Origin of the sequence: Pseudarthrobacter sp. NIBRBAC000502771, from assembly GCF_006517215.1 — a bacterium.
Lineage (GTDB): Bacteria > Actinomycetota > Actinomycetes > Actinomycetales > Micrococcaceae > Arthrobacter > Arthrobacter niigatensis.
Window position 1 is genome coordinate 74,943 of the sequence record NZ_CP041187.1, and the last position, 16,240, is coordinate 91,182.

Here is a 16,240-nt window from a genome sequence, read left to right on the forward strand (position 1 = left end):
CGGGAGGACTAATACGTTGCCTCAAATGAGAACCTCCGTTTTCGCGTGATCGATGCCTCAGTGAAGAAGCTCCGGAGGTCTAGGGGTTCCAGGCCCGGTTAACGGGTCTGATCGGTGCGGGTTTCTTTGCCAGGGCCAGGGTTTCCAGTTCGGCTGTGAGGGCCAGGATCTGGCGGGAGAGAGCTCCGGGTTTGATGCGTTTGAAGGCGGCGTTCATGCGTATGACCGGGCTTTTACGCATCCGCGGATGCCGTATCGCTCTTTGGTGGGGTGTGGCGGGTGTGTCGTGTTTCTTGCTGACCTTCGCGCCGTAGCGCTGCTTGGAAACCAGCTTCTGCTGGGGCAGGAGGTAGTTGGTGAAGACACGGTCCAGCTCCCAGATCTCATTGAGTTTCTCCAGTTCGCTGGTGGTGTCGTAGCGCAGGTAGCCGACCAGCTCCCGGACCCGGGCCCAGTTCTTTTGCTCCACGTGAGCGCCATCGTTCTTGTTCCCGGGCCGGGAGCGGGTAAAGGTGATCTGGCGGGCGTGGCAGTAGGCCAGCAGGTGGTCGTTGATGAATTCCGAGCCGTTGTCCGAATCGATCCCGATAATCGGAAACGGGAATACTGAGGTGACGTGTTCAAGGGCTTCGAAGACCCATTTGGCGGCCTTGTTCCGCACGGACCTGTTCACCGTCCATCCAGTGCAAATGTCCGTCACGGTCAGCGTGAAGCAGAACTCTCCGAAGCTGTTGCCGCCCTCGTGGCCGACCAGGTCGATCTCGACGAAACCCGGCACGGCGTCGTCCCATTCGGCCCAGGTCCGGACCGCGATCTGGGATTTGAGTAACGTTCCGGGTTTGGTGTGGGACCGTCCCCGCAGCGTCAGCTTCGCCCGCGCGCCGGCGAGTTTCCGGTCGATGGTCGCCGCGCTCATCCGCATCAGTAACGCGGCTTGCTCATCGGTGATGTCCAGTTCTTTGTCACGGCGAAGCAGCGGCACCAGAACCGGCAGCATCGGGGCCAGAAGCTTGCCCGCAGGGGCCCGCAGCACCGCCCAGCACCTAATCAAAGGATCCAGCAGATCAGGGCCGTACACCGGTATCCTGCCCGGTCTGGGTTTGACGATCTTCAGGACCAGTGCGTCCCGCAACGCGGCCCGGGCGTAGTCGCGGTGCCATCCGGTCAACTCGACCAACTCGTTCAGGATCCGGGACTTTCCTGCACGATCAGCACCTCGGTAGGCGAGGGCTTTCTTCTTCGTCACAGCTTGCCGCTGGGCCATCGTTAGCTCCATGAAAACGGGCATAACCTGCACCCGCTGCCATCACCCTTAACCACGCCGCTACGCGGAGGTTTTCAAATGAGGCAACGAATCCGGCAACGCGGAGGTTTTCAATGAGTCAACGCGGGCTCTGGCAGGAGTCCATTCGTTGGAGTATCGTCTGATCACCGCCGGCATCCGATGGAGTCCGGCGGGCCACATTATCCTTCTGCCGGAAAGTCGTCGGATGACCTTCCGGTACAGCTGCCCGGGACCAGCACCCCTGACAGCCCACGACGGCGGCACCCACGGTGGGTGCCGCCGTCGTTGTCTTGTCCGGGTTGGCCAGTGGGTCGCTTAGCCCTGGTACACCGGGTAGTCCGTGTACCCGGTGGCGCCATCTGCGTAGAAGGTGGAGGCGTCAGGTTCGTTGAGCGGGAGGCTTTCCTTCCAGCGCCGGGCCAGGTCCGGGTTGGCGATTGCCGGGCGTCCCACCACGACGGCGTCTGCGTGGCCTTCGGCCACCAGGCTCACGGCTTCTTCCCGGGTGGTGATGACACCGAAGCCGGTGTTGACCAGGAAGGTGCCGCCGAAGCGTGTACGGAGGTCCTGGACCAGTTCGCCGGTGGGTTCGTGATGCAGGATGCTCAGGTAGGCCAGGTTGAGCGGTGCGATGCTGTCCACGAGGACCTCGTAGGTGGCGCGCACGTCGGCTGCGTCGGTTTCGGCGATGCCCTGCACGTTGTGCTCAGGGGAAATGCGCACGCCCACCCGGTTCGCGCCGACGGCTGCCACGACGGCGTTGATGGTTTCGATGACGAAGCGGGCCCTGTTTTCCGGTGACCCGCCGTAGCTGTCCGTCCGGACGTTGGAGTTCGGCGCCAGGAACTCGTGCAAGAGGTAACCGTTGGCGGCATGCAGTTCCACGCCGTCGAATCCTGCCTCAATCGCGTTCAGCGATGCGTTGACGAATTCCTGGATGACCATGGGGAGCTCGTCAGTGGTGAGGGCGTGCGGCACAGGATAGGGCTGCTTGCCTGCCGGTGTCCGGACCACGCCATCAATGGCTACTGCGCTGGGGGCGACGATGGGCAGGCCACCGGTGATATCAGAGTGGGAAACCCTGCCGCCGTGCATGATCTGGGCGAACATCCGGCCGCCTTCGGCGTGGACGGCGTCGGTAACCTTCTTCCACCCGGCAACCTGCTCCTCGGTGACGATACCGGGCTGGCCCGGGTAAGCCTGGCCGACCGGCGCGGGGTAGGTGCCCTCGCTGACGATCAGGCCCAAGGAGGCGCGCTGGCGGTAGTGCTCGGCGAGGAGCGGGCCGGGGACGCCTTTCTCACCCGCGCGAAGGCGGGTCAGGGGCGCCATCACCAAACGGTTGGGAAGTTCCAGTTCGCCGAGGGTGAGCGGGGAAAACAGCATGCGCAGTTCCTTTCGAAGGCTGAAGACGTACTGTCTTTGCCAACTGTGGGGCGCATGCAACTATTCCGTGCCAGTCGATGGTGGGACGGGGATCACAGGTCCACCTCGATGCCCGCGCTATCCGCCCACGCCCGGGCAGCCTTGGCCCTGCGGATTGGCGTTGCAGTCGTCGGCATAGTTGCGGGTGAGGGATCGCCACACGCTGATAATTTGCGGTGGGGCTTTGAACTGGCCTTGGCCCGGGATCGGCAGCGGCGGCCCGGAATTCACCGAGTAGGTGCCTTGGAACGAGGTGGTCAGGACTACCTGGAAGTCGCCTGTGGAGGCATACGCGTGGCTGGTCCGGGTCTTTTCGCCCCAACGGTCCTGCGGCAACGGACCGCCCATGGAAGGTTGCGGGCCGAAGACTGTGCCGTCTCCGTAGTTCCATGTGTACTGGACTGGAGTGGCGACCACGTGAACCTTCTGGCCGAACATGGTGATGTCGAACTGCTGTTCAGTGGCTTCTGCGTAGAAGTTCGTCTCGGCGCCGCGCAGCGTGTTGGGGCTGGGCTGGGCCACGACCGCACCGGCACTGACCGGGAGGTTCTGGAACTGCCGTTGGATGTCGGCAGCGATCCGGGGCAGGAGGTCCTCGGGTTTCGGATCGTAGAGGCAGGTGGGGCCGGAATGGTGCGCCCACACTGCTCCCGGTACACCACGCGGCCGCGACAGCCACATAACCGGAATACCCTTGGCGCCGTCCTCCCGGTCTTTGCAGTCGAGCTGGCGGGCGAGGCAGGGCGTATCGAAGTCGCCGCCGCCAAGGTGGCACTGGAGCTCGTATTTGTACTCGTTGGGGTCTGTACTCACCGTGCCGGCAGGTACCGATACTACTGATCCATTCGAGGGATCCGTCATTAGGTCGTCAGCACCCGCTTGGAGTCCGGTGTCCACGAAGCCTACGTCTACAGGAGGTTTGGGCCTAGGGCGGTCTTCGCCGAAAGCCGGGCTTCCAAGAAGAGGTAACAGAAACAGAAACACCAGCACGCAAAGTGCAACGATCCCCCTACGTTCCCAGCGCATGGCTAGCGAATCAGGCTCAACTTGGTAATGGTCCAGCCCGAACCATCAAATGTTGCGGTAGCCCGGCTCCCGGAGTTCGTGGCGGCCGTTGGTTCCTGATACGGGCTTCCATCCGCATCCCGAATTACCAGTTCCTTTTGGATCACCTGCAGCGTGACAAAGGTTGGTCCGCCAGCAGGCGCATCAGCCGTAACTGCCGGAGTCTCCATCTGGCCACCCGATATCCACTTTCCCTCGCTCCAAGCTGCTTCTATGTTCTCGACAAGCCCTTTACAGAATTGGCAGTCCGGTCCAGAAAGTGCTGACAGACGGTCAGTATCACCGGTTTCGTACCCATAGCTAAGGAGCTGGAACCAGTACCTAGCGAACGCCTCGAGCCCTTCTTTCGTCTCCGTCTTGGCCACTTCCGGAAGCACAGGAACCGGGACGTTCTGGGCCGGGCCGGAAGCGTCGGCGGGCTTGTAGACGGCACTCGGCGTTGAGGTGGGAGTGGCGGTGGCGGTGGCTGTCGGCGTCTCGTCGGCCACCTGGGACGACGTGCCGCCCGGTCCTGGCGACCCTCCGGAGTTGCAGCCGGACACGGCGAGGGCCAAACCGACAACAAGGGCCGCGGCACCGGACCTGGAAACTCTGGAGTGGAAGGCCCCCGACGGGGCAACGCGTGACGCAAAGGAGTTCTGTGATGTCATGGGCCGCTAATCCCCCAGTAGTTTCAAGACGGCTTGTTCCGGACAGTGACTTAAGGGTAGCCCACGTCACAATTCGGCGTGATAGTTATCCACAGCCCTAGAGCCCAAGAATTGTCTACCACCAGGAATCCGACAAACGAAGTCACAAGGAAAGCCGGCGCACCTAAGTACACCGGCTTCCTAATAGACCGCCCTACTTTTGTGCGGGCAGCACCAGCTCCCCCGTCTTGTCCGTCGACAAGGCGAGCGATGAAACATACTGCGGGCCGCCGTCGGACACCTCCTGGGCGGAACGCACCATGTCCGGCCGCTCAAACTCCAACCCCGTCACGTGGCACAGGAGCTTGGCGTCGCTGGGATTCCCGTCGGCGTCGAACATCGGCAGGTCGATCCCGTCGTCGAATCGCCGCAGGTAGAACTTGCCGCGGGTCAGAACGGCCAGTACCGGTGGCAGGACCAGCGCCAGTCCTACGGCGAAGATAGGCGAGTACGGCTGGATCGCGGCACCAAAGGCCCCGAAGAACACGGCAATCGAAACCCCTGCGGACACCAGCATGGACACGAAGCCAACAGGGTTCACGGCGTACAGCATGCCGCGGCGAAACTCAGGCACCTTGGGGGAAATCCTGAGCAGGTACTTGTTGATCGCAATATCGGACGCCACCGTGACAACCCAGGCCATGGCGCAGTTCGCGTAGAACCCGAGGATGGTGTTCAGGAAATCGAACATGTTCGCTTCCATCAGCACCAGCGCGATCAGCAGGTTGACCACCACGAACACCATCCGGCCTGGGTAGGTCTTGGTGATGCGCGTGAAGGAGTTGGTCCAGGCCAGCGAGCCGGAGTAGGCGTTGGTGACGTTGATCTTGATCTGCGAGATGACCACCAGCACCACGGCCAGGGTCATGGCCAGCCAGGCCGGCATCATCTCCTGGTACACGCCAAGGAACTGGTGCACGGGCTCATTGGCGGTGGCGGATGCGGCAGGATCCAGCGTGGCGATCAGGTAGATGGCGATGAACAGGCCCACGATCTGCTTGATGGCCCCGAAAATCACCCAGCCCGGCCCGGCCAGGATCACTGCCCGCCACCAGGCGGCCCGGTTGGCATCGGTGCGCGGCGGCATGAACCGGAGGTAGTCGATCTGCTCGGCAATCTGCGCCATCAAGGACAGGCACACGCCGGCGGCGAGCATCACGGACGCAAGGTTCGGACCGCCGTCGCCCGTTGCACCTGTGTAGGCGAAGAAGCTGTCGATGCTCTCCGGGTGCGAGACCAGAAGGTAACCCACAGGCACCACCATCAGGAGCAGCCACAGCGGAGTGGTCCATACTTGGAGCTTGGCCAGCGTGTTCATACCGTAAATGACCAGCGGAATGATGAGCACAGTAGACGCGGCATACCCGAGCCACTGCGGAATGCCGAGTCCCAGCTCCAGACCCTGCGCCATGATGGAGCCCTCCAGCGCGAAGAAGATGAAGGTAAACGTGGCAAAGATGACGTTGGTGACCACTGAACCGTAGTAGCCAAAGCCCGAGCCGCGGGTGATCAGGTCCAGGTCGATGTTGTAGCGGGCCGCGTAGTAGGCCAAGGGAAAGCCGGTGGCGAAGATGACTACGGCTGCCACCAGGATTCCCAGGATCGCGTTGACCGTCCCGTAGGAAATGCCGATGTTCGCCCCGATCGAGAAGTCCGCCAGGTAGGCGATACCGCCCAGCGCGCTGGTGGCCACCACTCCCGCGCTCCATTTGCGGTAGGACCGCGGCGCGAACCGCAGCGTATAGTCCTCCAGGCTTTCCTTGGTGGCGTTCAGTGCGGCGGTGTTGCCTGCCGTGGGGATCGCCGGGGAGCGTCCGACGACGGCGGCACCAGCAGGTGCCGCCGGTTCCAGCAGTTGGGTTGTGTCTGTGTCGTTGCCCATTGGGTGCGTCGCTTTCGTTTGCAGTCAGCCGTCATGGCCCTGCGTGCGACGCTATCCAGCCGGAAATACAACCCGGTCACAGCCCTGTTTCCGGACTGTTAAGCCTTGACGGTGTTGTCAAAAACACAGGGAAATGGGGGCACAAAGCCTCTGGCGCATTTCTACCTCACGTAGAAGAATGGCCGCATGATGTTTGAACACGCGGACGGCAATCCTGTCCTTGAACTCGATGATGAGCAGTCGTGGCGGCTCTTGGCGGCAACGCAGCACGGCCGACTGGTGGTCTCCGTTGCCGGGGAGCCGGATATCTTCCCGGTCAACTATGTAACCTCCAACCGGAAGCTTTACCTGCGCACGGCGCCCGGAAACAAACTGGCGCAACTGACCATCAACGCCAAGGTACTGTTCGAAACCGACGGCATCCTGTCCCAGGAGGCCTGGTCCGTTGTCCTGCGGGGGACGGCGCGGGTGCTCAGTAATTCCGACGAACTCGCCGCCATCGAGGAACTCGGCCTGAAAACCTGGGTCCCCACGCTCAAGGACTTCTACGTGGAGATCGACCCCAAGTCCGTCAGCGGCCGCCACTTCGTGTTCGGCGAACAGCCGGAACGGGAGATCTAGGCACTCCTAGACTGGGAAGATGCCGGACACTTCCAGCGCTGACAACGCCTCAGCTGACAAGCTCACGCCCGAGCAGCGCAGCTGGAACATGTCCCGGATCCGCGGCAAAAACACCAAGCCTGAGCTGGTGGTGCGCCGGTTGCTGCATGCCAGGGGCTACCGGTACCGGCTGCACGGCAGTTCCGGCGGCCACAGGCTGCCGGGGAATCCCGACCTCGTCTTCGCCGCCCGGCACAAGGTAATCTTCGTCAACGGCTGCTTCTGGCATTTCCACGACTGCCGGGTGGGCCTGCATGCCCCGAAGGCCAACGCCGAGTTCTGGGCCGCGAAACGTACCCGGACCCGTGAGCGTGACGCCGGCCAGCGCCGGCAGCTCGAAGACGCTGGCTGGGAAGTGCTGACGGTCTGGGAGTGCGAGCTGAAGGACCGCTCAGCCCTCGAGGACCAGTTGGTGCACTTCCTCGAAGCCGGCGCCTGAGCCAAGCAATCAAGGAAATCTTGAGGCAATCTTTAGCTGCTGCCGGCACTGTCCTTGATCCTGATACGGCACGATGAACGGGTTGCCGGCGATCGGGCGCCGCCACTGACAGTTTCGGAGCAGCTATCCCCTATCCCCTAGCTTCTCCGTGCCGACAGGGCGGACTTGAACGCCGACGCCGACGAATCACTGCTGTTGATGCGCCAGTCTGTTTCCTTTTGCATGTGGAACCAGACGAAGCCCATCACGTCCGGCTGGGCGGCCAGGTAGGACACCAGGTCCGTGTTCCAGGCCGCCTTGGAACCACCCAGTTCGCTGGACGCCGTTTCCGCTATCAGCACGGATTTCCCGGGGGCCACTGTGCGGAGCTGGGAGATGCCGGGGCCGAGGAGGTCCACCGGGGAAACCCAGCTGCTCCAGGTTTGCGAGGTGCCCCAGTTGTAGCCGTCCAGGGCCACGATATCCGCGTAGCCCGGACCGGGATACAGGCCTGCCAGGTCAGTGGAGCCCCAATAAGGCACATTCGGCGACCAGACCCACTGGACATTAGAGGCGCCCGTGGCGGCGACGACGTCGTGGACGTGCCGCCAGGCGGCTACGTAATCTCCGGCCTGGTTTCCGTTGACGCCTTCGGCCCAGGGATACCAGTTGCCGTTCATCTCGTGGGCGAATCGAAGCATGACCGGCTTGCCCCAGGCCGCGAGGGACTGGCCCCACTGGCTGATGTACCCGTCGAAGTCCCCGGCAGTTATCCTGGCCAGCGAATACGCGGGCTGGTTGATGCCGCCTCCCCATGCCCAGGGCTCCCAGGTGACCAGGGGCGTGGCTCCGCGGGAGCGGACAGCGTCCAGCTCAGTGATGGGCGGGGACTGCAGGAAATCCTTGTAACTCATCACGATGGAAGGGATCTCCCCGGACACTGTGGCCACCTCGTCCAGTTCACTGCTGGCCAGGGGTCCCCCCGGAGTGGCCGCTCCAAAACGCAAGGGGGCAGCACTGATTGTTGGAGCCGGCGCCGGGGCCGGAACGGGCGCCGCCTGCACCACGAAGGTTGCGGATGCCTTGATGGACGACGTCTTGGCGGTGATGGTCAGATTCCCGGTGGCCGCTGCCGGAATGGTGATGCCCGTGCTGAATGCCCCTTGCGAGGTGGTCTGGAACGCAAAGGTTGTGGAACCCGCAATCACGGTCCCGGTGGTGGAGGCTTTGAACCCGGTTCCGGTGACTGTAACGGCGGCACCGGCCGGACCGGAAGTGGGGTTGAGCGAAACTTGCGGTGACGTGGCTGCTGCGCTGGCCGGCTGGATGACGGACACCGCCAATCCAACCCCGATTATGAGCGCGACAAACAAGGACCTCAGTATTCGGAACACGGCAATCTATCCCCAGATTGAAATGCGGCCGCGGCCGCCGGTGGCGTCAGTGCAGAAAGCACTGGCCTTGATCCTAAGGGCAGAAATCCGCACTCCCATCAAGAAAACCACAATTCTTGCCGAGTCTTCTGCGAGGTCATGGGAACAGTCCTAACCTGAAAAAGAGCAAGCGTTCCGCCCCCACCGCCCTGTTTCCCGAGTCAACAAAGCCAGCAGAAAGGAGTGTCATGAGCACATCAGATGATGCCCCCAGGCCGCTGGTAGACCAGTCCGTTCTGGACCGGCTGCGGGATGAACTCGAGGAGGAGGAGGGCTACAGCCGGGTCTTCGTGGGGAACTTCATCGACTTCCTGCCGCAACGGTTGGGGCGGTTGCGGCTGGCCCTGACCACCGGCGACCTGGAAGGCTCCATGGACGCGGTCCTGAGCCTGAAAACCTCTAGCCAGATGGTTGGCGCCGAACGCTTGGCCGGGCTGGCCCTGGAACTGGAGAACGAGATCCGGACCGAAGCCCGCCACGCGGACATGGCGGTGGCGCTGCCCCGGCTGGCCGCCACGTACTTGCGGCCCATCACCCAGTGCAGCAGGCAGACCATGCACCGGCTGCAGGCTCAGTGCTGCCCCGGCGCCAAGCGGTAACCCACCCCGCGAACCGTCTGCAGCCACCGCGGCTGCTGCGGTGAGTCACCCAGCTTCTTGCGCAGGTTTCCCATGTGGACTTCCACAGAACGTTCGTCGGCCTCGCTGATGTAACTGCCGACGTCGTAATCCTCGTCCCGGAGCCGCCGCACCAGGTCGGATTTGGTCCTGACAGTGCGCCCGGCTTCCAGCAGGGCATACAGGAGTTCAAATTCCGTGCGGGTCAGGTTCATCTCCTTGCCGTCAACTGTGACGGTGCGGGAGGCGTAGCTGAGTTCCAGGCCGTTGTGGCTGAAGTTTCCGCGCTCCGGATGGGCCGCGCTGTCCGCGCCGGCATCCACTGAAACTTCCTGCGGGTCAGGAGCAGTCCGCGGCCGGCGCATCATCGCCGCCACCCGGGCGCGCAGCTCGCGCGGGCGGAACGGCTTGGTGAGGTAGTCATCGGCCCCCGATTCAAGCCCGATCAGGGTGTCCAGTTCCTCGGTGCGCGCCGTCAGCATCACGATGTACGCATCCGAGAACTCGCGGATCTGCCGCGAAACCTCAAAGCCGTCGATGTCCGGCAACCCCAGGTCCAGGGTGATGACATCGGGATTGAGGCTCTTGGCCATCAGGACGCCCTCGGCGCCCCCGCTGGCGACGGTCACGTCAAATCCAGCCTGGCTCAGCACAGTGCGAACCAATTCCCGAATGTCGTGGTCATCCTCGATGACCAGACCCACACGTGCCTCACTCATAGAGCCCCCTCAGTGCCAACGTCTGAAGTATAGCTGGCTGCGGATATCCTGCTGGTATGGTCCCGCACACCCCCGCGTCCGCGTCCTCCGCCGCATGAGCAACCCCACCGCCTGGTCCTCGGGACGGCTGCGGTTCTTCAGGCGGCCGTTCCATGAGTACCGGCTGACGGACCGGGTGGCGCTAAGCCAGATGCCGTTGTTCGTGACCACCATCCTGACGGCCTTGCTGATGTGGGCATTCTTCCCGGCCACGATGGACAACCCGCTGTTCGTCACGTTCCTCGTCTCCCAACTGGCCATCATGGCGCTCTGCTACATCATTCCTTGGGAGCGGCTGCCCTACACCAGTTTCCTGGCGATCCCGCTGCTCGACTTTGTCTCCATTGCCGCAGGCAGGGAAGGCGGCCAGGAAAGCCTGACGGGAATCAGCCTGCTGGCCGTGTTCCCCGTCATATGGCTTTGCGCATCGGGTTACTACCCGCGGGCTGCACTGTGGTTTTCCTTCCTCGGTCCGCTGGCCATCATCTGGGTGCCGCTGCTCCTGAAGGGCAACTACACGCCGCAGGACTTCGCCCGTTCACTGCTGTTGCCCGTCATGATGCTGGGCATCGGCGTGTCGGTGAGCGTCCTGACCTTGAGCATGATGCGCCAGCAGGCGCAGCTGGAAGAAAAGGACGAGCAGCTGCGTGCCAGCCTGCGGACCAGCAAGCGCCAGGAATCGCTGCTGAACACCGTGCTGGACACCGTCCACCTGGGGGTGCTGGCTGTCGATGCGGAGGGCCACGACATCCTGATGAACCGGAAGCAGCGCGCCAACCATGAACTGGCCCGGCCAAAGAACATTGCGGACCCCAACGAATCGCAGCTGCTGGTCTACGGCCCGGACCGGAAGACTCTGGTCCCCGTCCAGGAACGTCCGGTCCGGCGGGCCGTCCTGGGGGAAACCTTCACCGACTACCTGGTGTGGCTGGGCGACGGGAAGGACCAGCGGGCACTCGTGACCACCGCCCGTGCCATGAAGGACTCGGACGGCAACTTCACCGGCTCGGTGGTCGTCTTCAGCGACGTCACGGACCTGGTGAACGCACTCACCGCCAAGGACGACTTCGTATCCAGCGTCTCGCACGAATTCCGGACCCCGCTGACATCCATCCTGGGCTACGTCGAAATTCTGCTCGCCGAAGACCAGGACGATCCCCAGCGGGAAATGCTGGAGATCATCCGCCGCAATTCTGAGCGCCTCCTGACACTGGTGTCAGACCTGCTGGCCAGCCGGAACGGCCAGCTGATCGTCTCGCCGGACGCCGTGGATGTTGCCGAGCTGGTACGCAGCAGCGTGTCTTCGGCGTTGCCCCGCGCAGCAGCAGCCGGCGTGGATCTGCGGGCGGAGACCCCGGAACGGCTGGAGGCCCGCGTGGACAGCGCCAGGATCTCCCAGGTCCTGGACAACCTGGTGTCCAACGCCATCAAATACTCCCCCGACGGCGGCGAGGTGGTGGTGTCGCTGGCACGGGAAGACGGCCATTTGGCGTGCCGGGTCAGGGACACAGGGATGGGCATGAGCTCGGAGGACGCTTCCGAGGTGTTCGCCAAGTTCTTCCGGACCAGCAACGTCCGGCGCACCGCCATCCCGGGCGTGGGCCTGGGCCTGCCCATCAGCAAGGCGATCGTAGAGGCCCACGGCGGGACCATCGACGTCGAAAGCACGCTGGGCGAGGGGACAACGTTTACGTTCCGGGTTCCGGTGTAGCAGTCCTGAGCACCTCGCCCCAGGATTGGAAGGCAAGTTCCCGGATGGATGCCAGGATGGCCGACGGCGGCTGGCTGAGGTCCAGCGGGAACTCCACGATGTCGATGTCGGTGTTCAGGATGCGGCGGAGTTTCATCTCGCCTTTGCCCGCGTAGACCAGCCAGGCGGTGGGCACGGCCAGGGCGGTGCAGTGCGCCAGCATCTGGTAATGGTCGGCGGTCAGGGACGCACCGGCGTCCGACGCCGCCCGGTACTTGGCATTGTAGGCAACCACAGGGCGTCCGCCGAGCATGTGGACGGCATCCGGGCGCACGGACAGCCGGTCGGAGTCGCGCACCGCCTCGCTGAGGAGGGCGTTGTACCGCAGCCGCAGTTCCCCTGGATATGACGCCATGGCGCTGCGCAGCGCCGTTCCCACAAAGTCTTCGAAAACCTGGGCCATGTCCACCACGAACGACGCCGTCTGCTGCCTGCCCTCCCCCGCTTCCGCGGACGCGTTGCGCAGGACCAGCTCAGCCAGGCGCAGCACGGAGTGGTAGCGCAGGTTCATCCGGGTGGGGTTCCACGGCGGCACCGGGCTGCCGGCTGGAAGGCGGGTGACGGCGTCGAGCTTTCCCTTCAGCTGGCGCAGCCGGCCCAGTACCTCGGGGCGGACTCCGGGCACCTGGCCCATCCGCTCCAGCGCGGCGCGCAGGATCCGGTTCTCGGCGATGTCCTCGGTGAACTCGTCGTAGGAGACCTCCAGCGGAACCAGCATGCCGGGGCGGCGGGAGATCTGGTCGGAGATCCGGATCCGGCCCTTGACCGTGCGCAGGGATTCGTCCACGGTCAGGTAGCCCTGCAGGACCCCGCGGCCCAGGGCACGTTCGGCGAGCTGCGCCAGGGACTCGGCCAGGGCGCTCCACAGGTCCCGGTCTTCCTCAGCAGCCACCAGGTCCGGCCGGAAGCCCTGCTCCCCCGCATAACTGAGCAGGAAGAGGAGCCGGCTGAGGCCCAGACGGTCCTTGGGCCGGACGTCCAGCTGGAGCGTTGAGGTGCGCACCGAGCCTACCTTGCCCACCGGCTCGATCCGGTACAGCCCCATGCCCATGGGCGAGGCCTTGGCCAGGCCACTGGAGTTCAGGAAGGAAGCGCTGGGCGCATCCAGCCGCTCCACCAGCCCGCTGGACAGCTCGTCCAGGACCAGGTGACGCACGGACGCCCTGGGGTCAGCGCGCTGCAACGCGTCCCAGCAGCTGGTCCAGCCCGAACCGCTCCTCCAGCTGGGCCCGCGTCAGCTGGCCGTGATAGTGCTCCTCCAGCAGCGGCATGAGCTCGTACTTCCAGATCCGGCGCAGGCCGGCAGGGGTCTGGGCTGCCGGCTTCATGAAGTACGACGGGCCGACCATCAGGTCCCGGTCCCACTCGTCAATGGCCCCGTTGAGCGCGTCCAGCAGCAGCGCCGGGGTGGTATCGAGCTCCCTCGCCTCCAGGAACCGGAGCAGGGAGCCCTTGACCGGCTCCGTCTGGGGGTGGAGTTCGATGAAGGAGAAGCGCCGGCGGATAGCCGCGTCCATCATCGCGATGGAACGGTCGGCGGTGTTCATGGTGCCGATGATGTAGAGGTTGTCCGGCAGCGTGAACGGCTCGTTGGGGCTGTACTGCAGGTAGATCCGGTCATCGCGGTACTCCAGCAGGAAATACAGCTCGCCGAACACCTTGGCCAGGTTGGCGCGGTTCATCTCATCGATGATCAGGAAGTACGGCTTCTTCTCATTCCCTGGCTTGGCGGCTTCCTCCGCCAACCGGCGCAGCGGCCCGGCCACCAGTTTGAAGGACACCTGGCCTTCGTCCGTCTTATCCGGCCGATAGCCCTCGAAGAAGTCCTCGTAGGCGTAGGACGGGTGGAACTGGACCAGCTTGACGCGTTCGTCCGTGGTGTCATCCGCCAGTTCCGCGGCGAGGTGCTTGGCCAAGTACGTCTTGCCCGTGCCGGGAGGGCCGTAAAGCACCAGCTGGCGGTTTTCCTCCAGCAGGTCGGCGATCTCCTGGAGAGGCTCCAGCTCCATGTGCAGCGAGGCTGCGAATTCCTGCGTCAGCGGGCGGAAGCCCTCCTGGACAGGAGGGACGACGACGGCGCCGTCAGTGTCGCCGTCGGGCTCGGTTTCCGCTTCGGCCGGCAGCAGCGCCTGCAGCGCCTGGACCACGCGGGTTACGTCCACCACAATGCCCGGGGTGGCGAGCTGCCGCTGCACGTGGCGGGGAAGGCTGGTGGTGGTGTGGCCGTCGTCGAACCAGCGCACCTTGCGGCGCAGGCGCCGGTTGTCGTCGTTGTACTCGGGCTCCCCCAGCACGCCGCCAAGCCGTACGGTTCCGGCGTGCTGGTACAGCACCAGGTCACCGGGCTTCATGACGGTCAGGAAGGCAAAGACCGCGGTTTTGGTGTCCTCGCGTTCCACGTAGCCAAGGTGCTTGTAGTCCTCGTCCACGGCATTCTGCACCAGGCCGGCGGTCACGCCGGGGTCCAGTGTGCGGAGATGCTCGACGTCGAGGGTCACCTTCTCCTCTCCGTGCCAGGCAGTGAGCAGGTCGGCGTGATCGCTGTGCGTCCGGAGCAGCCAGGCGCGCCGGCCGGGGTCGCCCACCTTGCGCCACTGGCTGACCAGCTGGCGGGAGTACCAGTCGATCCGCTGGCCCGCCTGCTCGTCCAGGTGCAGCCGGATGCGGTGGATGTCAGCGGTGATGTCCTCTTCCCCGTCACCTTTCGCCCCGCCCACCAGGGAGGCGAACGCGTCACGGATTTCCTGGCGTTCCACGTCCGCCACCACGGGCTCGAAGTAGCTGGGCCAGGCCAGGAACTCGATGCTGCGGCGGATGGCGGGCTGGTCATCCGGGGTGGAGGCCGCGAGGCGGTGGAACTGCAGCGGATCCTTAATGGCGGCCTGCACCACGGCGGCCGGCCGCTGTGCGACGTTCCGGACGAACCGGCACAGCCACTTCAGGTGGTCCCAGATGGTCCAGTTGAATTCAGCCGTCCGGTCACGGATCACGCCGTGGTCCGTCATACCCGCGTAAAGCTCTTCGGGAAGCTCCAGCGGCGGCTCCAGCCAGCCGGCGGCCTCGGCGACGCGGGCGCGCTTGACCTTGAGGGATTTCACTTCGTGGGCCAGCGGAAGGGACTGCAGGAAGAGCAGCTCCACCGCCAGTTGCTTGGCTCCACGGGTGGCGCCGTCCAGGTTCTCGCGGAGGTTGGTCATCATCGGGGCCTTGGCGTCCGGGATGCCCCGTTCCAGGCGGTCCAGCAGCTCCGAGGCCGCCGCGACCGACCACGTCCGGGTCCGCCCGTCCAGCGGCGACGCCTTCCCCTGCAGACCCGGGCCAAGGACGAACCACGCTGCGTCTTCGATCTCCCTGGAGATGCCGAGGGCGCGGGTCATGGCAACAGTGGCAGTGGGGGTCATGCCCTCAAATTTACAGGGTCAAGCTGGGCGGCCGCTCCACGGACGCCCGGCCGCCCTTCCGCCGGACTGGGCTACTTGCCGGCGGCGGAGTGCTTCCGGCCGAAGATGAAGTAGCCCATGGGGCCGATGAAATTGACGAAGGACGCCGCCCGCCACGCGGCTTTGGGACCGTTGATGAGTTCTGCCGGCCGCCGGGAGATGTCGCGCTGGGCGGCAACCAGCAGGGAGACCTGAACCAGACCCGTCACAATGGTGCCTATCTTGGCACCCGGTGACATCTCCTTCCAGGTCTTCTTCTTCCGGGCGGCGCGGTTCCTGTTGCTGGCCATGGCGGCTTCCTTTCGCTGTACAACATGTTGCAGGTCTGGGTGAAGCTGGGGACCTGGTTCCAGTCCACGGGTCCGGGGCAGCCACGTCCAGAGTCTTAGTGCCTATAGGGAGCCATCCGGTCTTTCTGCTCCTGGCTGAGCCTCTGCACCCGGCCCGTCGCTTCATCCACGAACGCCAGATGGCTGCTGGCCTTCACGCAGTCCTCCCGCGTGACGGGGTCCTGGAGCAGGTAGTGGATGTCGAAGCTGGCGCCCTTGACGGCACCGATCCATACCTGGACCACCGCCGGAACGTTGCGGTACTCCAGGGTCCGGACATAGCGGATCTTGTGGTCGACCACCAGGGCGAGGGTGCCCTCGGGGACGTCGTTAAACAGGGACACCGGAGGTTCAATGCCGGGAAGGCCCGCGCCCCGCGGCGGTCCGAAAGCCGCGATCCTGGCTTCCTCCAGCATCCGGACGATCTGGACGTTGTTGATGTGGCCATAGGCGTCCATGTCGCCCCAGCGCATTGGCACCAGCACCTCG

15 protein-coding genes are annotated in these 16,240 nt (G+C 64.4%); 4 read left to right on the plus strand and 11 right to left on the minus strand.

The window, feature by feature from the left end:
* Positions 1–79: 79 nt before the first annotated feature.
* The 5 genes from NIBR502771_RS00350 to NIBR502771_RS00370 form a co-directional block, all read right to left on the minus strand.
* Positions 80–1,264 carry a DDE-type integrase/transposase/recombinase gene (locus tag NIBR502771_RS00350; protein WP_141157960.1) on the minus strand — a complete coding sequence of 395 codons (1,185 nt, stop codon included), beginning with the start codon at positions 1,262–1,264 and terminating at the stop codon, positions 80–82.
* A 336-nt stretch (positions 1,265–1,600) separates the two neighbouring features.
* A complete protein-coding gene (locus tag NIBR502771_RS00355) occupies positions 1,601–2,671 on the minus strand; it encodes an alkene reductase (RefSeq protein ID WP_141157961.1) in 1,071 nt (356 codons plus the stop codon).
* Between the two features lie 117 nt (positions 2,672–2,788).
* The gene (locus NIBR502771_RS00360; protein WP_246839765.1) at positions 2,789–3,523 is read right to left on the minus strand and encodes a PKD domain-containing protein; all 735 of its coding nucleotides are present in this window, start codon (positions 3,521–3,523) and stop codon (positions 2,789–2,791) included.
* Between the two features lie 215 nt (positions 3,524–3,738).
* A complete protein-coding gene (locus NIBR502771_RS00365; RefSeq protein ID WP_210411283.1) occupies positions 3,739–4,263 on the minus strand; it encodes a DUF6318 family protein in 525 nt (174 codons plus the stop codon).
* A gap of 355 nt (positions 4,264–4,618) precedes the next feature.
* The gene (locus NIBR502771_RS00370) at positions 4,619–6,346 is read right to left on the minus strand and encodes a cytosine permease (RefSeq protein ID WP_141157962.1); all 1,728 of its coding nucleotides are present in this window, start codon (positions 6,344–6,346) and stop codon (positions 4,619–4,621) included.
* A 186-nt stretch (positions 6,347–6,532) separates the two neighbouring features.
* On the opposite strand from NIBR502771_RS00370, the gene NIBR502771_RS00375 reads away from it, so the two are divergent.
* On the plus strand, positions 6,533–6,967 hold the full coding sequence (locus NIBR502771_RS00375; RefSeq protein WP_141157963.1) for a pyridoxamine 5'-phosphate oxidase family protein: 435 nt from the start codon (positions 6,533–6,535) through the stop codon (positions 6,965–6,967).
* 19 nt (positions 6,968–6,986) lie between these two features.
* Complete coding sequence (locus tag NIBR502771_RS00380; RefSeq protein WP_141157964.1) at positions 6,987–7,445, plus strand: very short patch repair endonuclease; 459 nt, start codon at positions 6,987–6,989, stop codon at positions 7,443–7,445.
* A 137-nt stretch (positions 7,446–7,582) separates the two neighbouring features.
* Here NIBR502771_RS00380 and NIBR502771_RS00385 read toward each other — a convergent pair whose 3' ends face one another.
* Positions 7,583–8,761 carry a glycosyl hydrolase gene (locus tag NIBR502771_RS00385; RefSeq protein ID WP_371416481.1) on the minus strand — a complete coding sequence of 393 codons (1,179 nt, stop codon included), beginning with the start codon at positions 8,759–8,761 and terminating at the stop codon, positions 7,583–7,585.
* Between the two features lie 284 nt (positions 8,762–9,045).
* Between NIBR502771_RS00385 and NIBR502771_RS00390 the strand changes: the two genes are divergently transcribed.
* Positions 9,046–9,456 carry an Hpt domain-containing protein gene (locus NIBR502771_RS00390; RefSeq protein ID WP_141157966.1) on the plus strand — a complete coding sequence of 137 codons (411 nt, stop codon included), beginning with the start codon at positions 9,046–9,048 and terminating at the stop codon, positions 9,454–9,456.
* Here the strand turns inward: NIBR502771_RS00390 and NIBR502771_RS00395 are convergent.
* On the minus strand, positions 9,429–10,193 hold the full coding sequence (locus NIBR502771_RS00395) for a response regulator transcription factor (protein ID WP_210411285.1): 765 nt from the start codon (positions 10,191–10,193) through the stop codon (positions 9,429–9,431). The two genes, NIBR502771_RS00390 and NIBR502771_RS00395, sit on opposite strands and share 28 nt — an antisense overlap.
* Before the next feature lie 94 nt (positions 10,194–10,287).
* Between NIBR502771_RS00395 and NIBR502771_RS00400 the strand changes: the two genes are divergently transcribed.
* Positions 10,288–11,943, plus strand: a complete 1,656-nt coding sequence (locus NIBR502771_RS00400) for a cell wall metabolism sensor histidine kinase WalK (protein ID WP_141157967.1) — start codon at positions 10,288–10,290, stop codon at positions 11,941–11,943.
* On the opposite strand, the gene NIBR502771_RS00405 is transcribed toward NIBR502771_RS00400, so the two are convergent.
* The 4 genes from NIBR502771_RS00405 to NIBR502771_RS00420 all read right to left on the minus strand — a co-directional run bounded on the left by NIBR502771_RS00405 (position 11,921) and on the right by NIBR502771_RS00420 (position 16,224).
* A complete protein-coding gene (locus NIBR502771_RS00405; RefSeq protein WP_210411287.1) occupies positions 11,921–13,165 on the minus strand; it encodes a restriction endonuclease in 1,245 nt (414 codons plus the stop codon). The genes NIBR502771_RS00400 and NIBR502771_RS00405 overlap by 23 nt on opposite strands.
* A complete protein-coding gene (locus tag NIBR502771_RS00410) occupies positions 13,152–15,383 on the minus strand; it encodes an McrB family protein (RefSeq protein ID WP_141157968.1) in 2,232 nt (743 codons plus the stop codon). Before NIBR502771_RS00410 ends, NIBR502771_RS00405 begins: the two co-directional genes overlap by 14 nt.
* A 71-nt stretch (positions 15,384–15,454) precedes the next feature.
* Complete coding sequence (locus tag NIBR502771_RS00415) at positions 15,455–15,712, minus strand: PLD nuclease N-terminal domain-containing protein (protein ID WP_141157969.1); 258 nt, start codon at positions 15,710–15,712, stop codon at positions 15,455–15,457.
* Positions 15,713–15,807: 95 nt separating this feature from the next.
* Positions 15,808–16,224: a thioesterase family protein gene (locus NIBR502771_RS00420; protein ID WP_141157970.1), complete on the minus strand. Its 417-nt coding sequence runs from the start codon at positions 16,222–16,224 to the stop codon at positions 15,808–15,810.
* Positions 16,225–16,240 lie beyond the last annotated feature (16 nt).